Source organism: Bacteroides sp., from assembly GCF_019417265.1.
Taxonomy (GTDB): domain Bacteria; phylum Bacteroidota; class Bacteroidia; order Bacteroidales; family Bacteroidaceae; genus Phocaeicola.
The window spans coordinates 1-7,184 of record NZ_DXVR01000117.1 but is presented as its reverse complement, the minus strand read 5'-3'; the positions used below and the strand labels follow the sequence as shown (position 1 = coordinate 7,184).

The window sequence follows — 7,184 nt, the reverse complement described above, 5'->3', positions numbered from 1 at the left end:
GTATAACCATCAAGAGCCACGCCATACAGATGGAATATACTTATAATGGTGAAAAATACATCCTCAATCTTATTGACACTCCGGGACACGTGGACTTCTCGTACGAGGTTTCGCGCTCCATTGCCGCATGCGAGGGTGCGTTGCTTATAGTCGATGCGTCGCAGGGTGTACAGGCCCAGACTATCTCGAACCTTTACATGGCGCTGGAACATGATTTGGAGATAATCCCGGTGCTGAACAAATGTGATATGGCAAGTGCCATGCCTGAAGAGGTGGAAGACGAGATTATAGACCTTTTGGGCTGCAAGCGCGAGGAGATTATACGTGCTTCGGGAAAGACCGGTATGGGTGTGGAAGAGATTCTTAAGGCCGTAGTAGAGCGTATTCCTCATCCTGTAGGTGATGAAGAGGCTCCGTTGCAGGCTCTTATCTTTGACTCTGTGTTCAACTCTTTCCGTGGTATCATTGCCTACTTCAAGGTGGTAAACGGAGTTATCCGCATGGGCGATAAGGTGAAATTCTTTAATACAGGCAAGGAATATGATGCCGATGAGATAGGTGTGCTGAAGATGGACATGGTGCCTCGCAAGGAATTGCGTACTGGTGACGTGGGATATATCATCTCCGGTATCAAGACCTCACGCGAGGTAAAGGTGGGAGATACTATCACTCACATAGCAAAACCGTGTGAAAAAGCGATAGAAGGTTTCGAGGAAGTAAAGCCTATGGTCTTTGCAGGTGTCTATCCTATAGAGGCCGAGGATTATGAAAACCTTAGAGCCTCGCTTGAGAAACTGCAGCTTAACGATGCGTCACTTACATTCCAGCCGGAATCATCATTGGCTTTGGGATTCGGTTTCCGCTGCGGATTCCTCGGATTGCTCCATATGGAAATCGTTCAGGAACGTCTGGACCGTGAGTTCGACATGAACGTTATTACTACCGTGCCTAACGTATCGTATATGATTTACGACAAGCAGGGTGGTGTGCAGGAGGTGCATAATCCCGGAGGTATGCCGGACCCTACTCTGATAGACCATATTGAGGAGCCGTTTATAGATGCCTCTATAATCACTACTACCGACTATATAGGTCCTATTATGACTCTGTGTCTTGGAAAGCGCGGCGAATTGGTGCGCCAGGATTATATTTCGGGCAATCGTGTGGAACTGCATTATAAGATGCCGTTAGGAGAAATCGTGATTGACTTCTATGATAAGCTGAAGAGTATATCAAAGGGATATGCATCGTTCGATTATCATCAGTCGGGATTCCGTCCTTCGAAGCTTGTAAAACTCGATATACTTCTGAACGGAGAATCGGTGGATGCTCTTTCTACACTTACTCACTTCGATAATGCGTATGACTTGGGACGACGTATGTGTGAGAAACTGAAAGAACTTATCCCGCGTCAGCAGTTCGAAATAGCCATACAGGCTGCCATTGGTGCCAAAATCATTGCACGCGAAACTATCAAGGCTGTGCGTAAGGACGTTACCGCGAAGTGTTACGGAGGTGACGTGAGCCGTAAGCGTAAACTCCTCGAGAAACAGAAGAAGGGTAAGAAGCGTATGAAGCAGATTGGTACTGTGGAAGTGCCGCAGAAAGCATTCCTCGCAGTTCTGAAACTCGACTAACAATACATGAGATAAAAAAGGAACGAACCCATGGTGGATATATTTTCTTCCATGGGTTCGTTCTTTTTTTATTCGGCTTATTTTCTGTTAATACACTTTTTCAAGGATTTCTTTTGCAACACTGCCTGTCACCAATCCGTACTCACCGAAGTGTACATCTCTTTCGTTGAATCGGCGTTCTATTTCGTCTATTACGTCCTTGCCGATATTGTTTTCCGAGAGTGATGTTGTAAGTCCTAAAGAGTTGAAGAATTCTCTTGTCTTTCTGATAGTTTCATTGATGCGGAAATCATGAGTTCCTGTGTTTACACCAAAGACTCTTGTTCCCACCTGCATTATCTTTTCGCCTTTCTGCTTGCGCAATACGTCCATTGTACCAGGCAGGATGATTGCAAGTGTGTGTCCGTGAGTAAGACCTGTGAGGGCAGTCACTTCGTGGCCAATCATGTGTGTAGCCCAATCTTGTGACACACCCATAGCGATAAATCCGTTAAGAGCCATAGTGGCACACATCATGAAGTCGGCCATATTCTGATAGTCTTGCTTGTTTTCCTTAATCTTTGGAGCAATCTCAACCAATGTCTGCAGAATGCTCTCAGCCCAGCGGTCCATTACTCTTGATTCGCCTGATTTAGTGAGATACTGTTCCATCACGTGTACGAATGTATCTGCAATACCGCATGCTATCTGATAGTCAGGCAGCGAGAATGTTACTTCAGGGTCGAGGATTGAGAATTTCGGGAAGTTTGAGAAGAAAGCATATTTCTCTTTGGTTTCCTTACATGAGATAACCGCCCCGTCGTTCATTTCCGAACCTGTAGCCGGCAATGTAAGTACTGTTCCCAAAGGAAGAGTGTTTTCTGTATTTCCTTTTTTCACCAAGTCCCAAGCGTCGCCATCGTATAGCAACCCGGCAGAGATAAGTTTTGTTCCGTCTATAACGGAACCGCCGCCTACCGCAAGAAGGAAGTCTACTTTTTCAGCTTTACCCAATGCGATGGCCTCGCGGAGAGTCTCTATGGCAGGATTTGGCTCTATACCCCAGAATTCTATTGTGTTATGATTCTTAAGTGCTTCCTTTACCTGGTCATACACTCCGTTTTTCTTTACACTTCCACCACCGAAAGTTATCATGATTTTTTTGTCGGCAGGTATTTCTTTACTTAACCGGGCAATCATGCCTTTGCCCATAATCAGTTTAGTAGGGTTCTGAAAACAAAAATTGTTCAACATATTATTCTGTATTTATGGTTTTAGAATTTTCTGCAAATGTACATATTTATACTGAGAGTTCAAACTTTATATTTTTAACGTATATGTGTCCGTTTTTGTTTATCTAATAAGATAGGCTGCACCTCGGATTTAAAAGTTGAAAACCATGTTTTCACTTTGTACTTCATTTGGTTTGCACTATCTTTGTACGCTCGAAAACTATATATAAAAGATGAATAGAATTAAGACTTTGATTGTTCTTGCTGCCTTGCTGCTTAATGCCTTTGCGCTCAGTGCACAGACAGCATCTCCTAAACGTGAATTTCGCGGAGCGTGGATACAGTGTGTAAACGGACAGTTTCAGGGAATGCCTGCAGAAACAATGAAGAAAACACTTACAGGCCAATTGGACGAGTTGGAAGAAGCAGGTATAAATGCCATTATCTTTCAGATACGTGCCGAAGCCGATGCTCTTTATAAATCGTCTTATGAACCATGTAGCCGTTTTCTGACAGGTATTCAGGGAGTTGCACCATCGCCATCGTGGGACCCTCTGCAATTTATGATAGACGAGTGTCACAAGCGTGGCATGGAGCTGCATGCATGGATTAATCCGTATCGTGCCTGCACTAAGGGAACAAGCCGTTTGTCGCCAATGCATCCGTACAACAAACATCCTGAACTTTTTGTGAAGTATGCAGGACAGCTTTATTTCGACCCGGGATTTCCTGAAAACAGAAAATATATCTGCAAGATAGTGCGCGACATTGTTACACGCTACGATGTGGATGCCATCCATATGGACGATTATTTCTATCCTTACCCGAACCCGGGAGAAAAGTTTCCTGACGATGTAAGCTTTGCTGCCTATGGTCGTGGGTTTACTGACAGGGATGAGTGGAGAAGGGACAATGTAAATGTGCTTATCAGAGAACTTCATGAAACAATCCGTGAGGCAAAACCGTGGGTGAAGTTCGGTATTTCTCCTTTCGGGATATATCGCAATAAGCGTACATCGCCCGAAGGTAGTGAAACTCGCGGACTGCAGAATTATGATGACCTCTATGCAGATGTACTGCTGTGGGTGAACAAAGGATGGATAGACTATAACATTCCGCAGGTATATTGGGAAATAGGTCATCCGGCTGCCGACTATGAAACTTTGGTTAAGTGGTGGGCTGATAAATCAAGTGCTCGTCCTCTGTATATCGGTCAGGATGTGTACAGGACAGTAAAGAAACCGGACTTGAAGAATCCTTCAGTGCATCAGATGGCGGCAAAATATGATTTGCAGCGTTCGTTGACTGCTGTCCAGGGCAGTTGCCAGTGGTATTCTGCTGCCGTGATGGAGAATCCGGGCAATTATAAGACTTTGCTTGAGAAGAAGTATCACAAATATCCTGCTCTGCAACCTCTTTATCCGTTCATAGACGATAAGGCTCCCGGAAAGGTAAAGAAACTGAAGGATGTCTGGACTGAATATGGCTATATCTTGTTCTGGACTGCTCCTAAAGCCAAGACTGTAATGGATGAGGCTGTTCAGTATGTAGTCTACAGATTCGGAAACAAGGAAAAGGTTAATCTGGATGATGCATCGAAGATAGTAGCTATAACGAGAGATACTTTCTATAAGATGCCGTACGAGGATGGAAAGACCAAGTACCGTTATGTGGTAACCGCCCTTGACAGACTGAATAACGAATCGAAACCGGAATCAGAAAAAGTTAAATTGTAATTTCTTCAATATAACTGCTGCGGCTCAAATCCTTGTCGGACTTGAGCCGCAGCAGTTTTATAATGCTCTTAGAATGTCATTCGAATGACATTTGAATACCGTTTAAATGGCATTTAAATACTCTTTAAATACTCTTTAAAGCCTGCTCTAAGTCATTCTTCAAATCGTCGATATGTTCCAGACCGATGGATAGTCTTATAGTTCCCTGGTGAATGTCCTGTTCTAAAAGTTCGTTTTCTGTCAATTGCGAATGTGTGGTGCTTGCAGGATGTATCACTAACGATTTGGCATCTGCCACGTTTGCGAGCAGTGAGAATATCTTAAGACTGTCGATAAACTTGTGTGCTTCCTCCTTACCGCCCTTTATCTCGAAAGTAAAGATTGAACCTCCTCCCTTCGGCAGATACTTATTATACAGTTCATGATTAGGGTGGGATGGGAGTGAAGGATGATTCACTTTCTTAACCTTTGGGTGTGAAGCAAGATAGGAAACTATTTTAAGTGCATTCTCCACGTGACGTTCCACTCTCAGCGACAGAGTTTCAAGCCCCTGCAACAACATAAAGGCATTGAACGGGCTTATGGCAGCTCCTGTATCTCTTAGCAATGTAGTTCTGATTCTTGTCACGAAAGCAGTGTTTGGGTCGATATCCGTGAAAATTATTCCGTGATATGATGAGTCAGGCTCAGTCAGTTGCGGAAACTTGCCGGATGCCTTCCAGTCGAATTTTCCGGAGTCCACTATAATTCCACCAAGGGATGTACCGTGTCCGCCTATGAACTTGGTGGCAGAATGTACCACTATATCTGCGCCGTGCTCTATTGGTCGGATAAGATATGGAGTACCGAATGTATTGTCTATTATCAGAGGTATGTTATGCTTGTGGGCAATATCGGCAACAGCCTGTATATCTATTATATTTGAATTAGGATTGCCAAGTGTTTCTATAAATACGGCTTTTGTATTTTCCTGAATAGCATTTTCAAAATTCTCAATCCTGTCCGGGGTTACAAAACTTGTACTGATTCCGTAAGTAGGTAGCGTATGTGCCAGAAGATTATAACTTCCACCGTAGATGGTTTTTGCCGCTACTATATGGTCGCCCTGTTTAGCAATGTTAAGAAATGAATAGGTAATAGCCGCTGCTCCTGAAGCTACTGCCAAAGCAGCTTTTCCACCTTCAAGTGCCGCTATCCTTTGTTCTAAAACTCCCTGTGTTGGATTTCCCAATCGTCCGTATATTTCTCCGCTTTCCTGAAGTCCGAATAATGCTTCGGCGTGGGCAGAATTATTGAAAACGTATGAAGTTGTCTGATAAATAGGTACGGCTCTTGCACCTGTCGCCTTGTCTGCATTTTCCTGTCCTACGTGTAGCTGTAATGTCTCGAAATGTAGTTTTTGTGTATCTGTCATAATCTATATAGCTTTATTGTTATGTATGCAAAGTTATATTCTGTGGTACTATTATCCAATATTTACGGAAAATATAGAAAAAATTACTAATATATAATTGATTAATGTGCTTTTATTCTTATTTTAGTGCCAGTAACTGAATAAAACAGAATATTTATCCTATGAACAATGTAGAGAAATTAGATAAAGTAGATTTGCAGATACTCCGTACTTTGCAGGAGAATGCACGATTGACAACTAAAGAGCTTGCCGCCAAGGTGAGTCTCTCATCCACTCCCGTTTTTGAACGTTTGAAACGTCTGGAAGCAGGCGGGTACATCAAGAAATATATTGCTGTGCTTGATGCAGAGAAACTTAATCAGGGTTTTATTGTTTTCTGTAAAGTAAAGATGCAGCATCTTAATTATGATATAGCCCGTAGTTTTTCGGAAGTTATTGCAGGGATACCGGAAGTGACGGAATGTTATAATATTTCAGGCGGTTTTGATTATCTTCTGAAGATACATGCTCCTGATATGAAATATTACCAGGGATTTATACTGAATGTACTTGGCAGGATAGATACCCTTGCATCATTGGAGAGTGTGTTCGTTATGGATGTGGTAAAACACGATTATGGGATACATATATAAAAATTAAGGCCGAATCCCTTTCGGGGTTCAGCCTTAAAATCTTTATCGTAAGAGGTATGAATTATTTCTTACCTTCCAACTGTTCTTTCAATGCTGCAAGAGCATCGATGTCACCAAGAGTTGTAGAAGCAGCCTGGTTCTGGAACGTTGGAGTTTCTTCTTTCTTAGATGATTTCTTTGCAGCTTTCTTTTCTGCCTTTTCTTCAGCCTTAGCAGCGTCTTCGAATACACGGCTGTGTGACAAGATGATACGCTTAGCTTCCTTGTTGAATTCGATAACCTTGAATGGAAGTTTTTCGTCAAGCTGAGCCTGAGAACCGTCTTCTTTTACAAGGTGTTTTGGAGTAGCGAAGCCTTCAACACCGTAAGGCAATGAAACTACTGCACCTTTGTCCAAAAGTTCGATGATTGTACCTTCGTGGATAGAACCTACAGTGAATACAGTTTCGAATACATCCCATGGGTTTTCTTCCAACTGCTTGTGACCAAGGCTCAAGCGGCGGTTTTCTTTGTCGATTTCCAATACCTGAACTTCGATGTCAGCACCAATCTGA

General features: G+C 42.9%; 6 protein-coding genes. 3 read left to right on the top strand and 3 right to left on the bottom strand.

What is annotated here, in order from left to right:
* Window positions 1–1,637, top strand: a 1,637-nt coding sequence (gene lepA, locus QZ379_RS11410) for a translation elongation factor 4 (protein WP_291564721.1), incomplete at its 5' end; no start/stop codon positions are given.
* A gap of 87 nt (window positions 1,638–1,724) precedes the next feature.
* On the opposite strand, the gene QZ379_RS11405 is transcribed toward lepA, so the two are convergent.
* The gene (locus QZ379_RS11405) at window positions 1,725–2,867 is read right to left on the bottom strand and encodes an iron-containing alcohol dehydrogenase (RefSeq protein WP_291564724.1); all 1,143 of its coding nucleotides are present in this window, start codon (window positions 2,865–2,867) and stop codon (window positions 1,725–1,727) included.
* 214 nt (window positions 2,868–3,081) lie between these two features.
* Between QZ379_RS11405 and QZ379_RS11400 the strand changes: the two genes are divergently transcribed.
* On the top strand, window positions 3,082–4,584 hold the full coding sequence (locus QZ379_RS11400; RefSeq protein ID WP_291564718.1) for a family 10 glycosylhydrolase: 1,503 nt from the start codon (window positions 3,082–3,084) through the stop codon (window positions 4,582–4,584).
* 124 nt (window positions 4,585–4,708) lie between these two features.
* On the opposite strand, the gene QZ379_RS11395 is transcribed toward QZ379_RS11400, so the two are convergent.
* A complete protein-coding gene (locus QZ379_RS11395) occupies window positions 4,709–5,998 on the bottom strand; it encodes an O-acetylhomoserine aminocarboxypropyltransferase/cysteine synthase family protein (RefSeq protein ID WP_291564715.1) in 1,290 nt (429 codons plus the stop codon).
* A 161-nt stretch (window positions 5,999–6,159) separates the two neighbouring features.
* Between QZ379_RS11395 and QZ379_RS11390 the strand changes: the two genes are divergently transcribed.
* The gene (locus QZ379_RS11390) at window positions 6,160–6,630 is read left to right on the top strand and encodes an Lrp/AsnC family transcriptional regulator (RefSeq protein WP_291564712.1); all 471 of its coding nucleotides are present in this window, start codon (window positions 6,160–6,162) and stop codon (window positions 6,628–6,630) included.
* Window positions 6,631–6,691: 61 nt separating this feature from the next.
* On the opposite strand, the gene QZ379_RS11385 is transcribed toward QZ379_RS11390, so the two are convergent.
* Window positions 6,692–7,184 (bottom strand): S1 RNA-binding domain-containing protein (locus QZ379_RS11385; RefSeq protein ID WP_291564709.1); only part of this gene is annotated, 493 nt, incomplete at its 5' end.

What these genes read in the sequence shown, in the direction of transcription:
- QZ379_RS11400 (WP_291564718.1), top strand. Translation starts at nt 3,082, where the DNA reads ATGAATAGAATTAAGACTTTGATTGTTCTTGCTGCCTTGCTGCTTAAT.
- QZ379_RS11395 (WP_291564715.1), bottom strand. Translation starts at nt 5,998, where the DNA reads ATGACAGATACACAAAAACTACATTTCGAGACATTACAGCTACACGTA.
- QZ379_RS11390 (WP_291564712.1), top strand. Translation starts at nt 6,160, where the DNA reads ATGAACAATGTAGAGAAATTAGATAAAGTAGATTTGCAGATACTCCGT.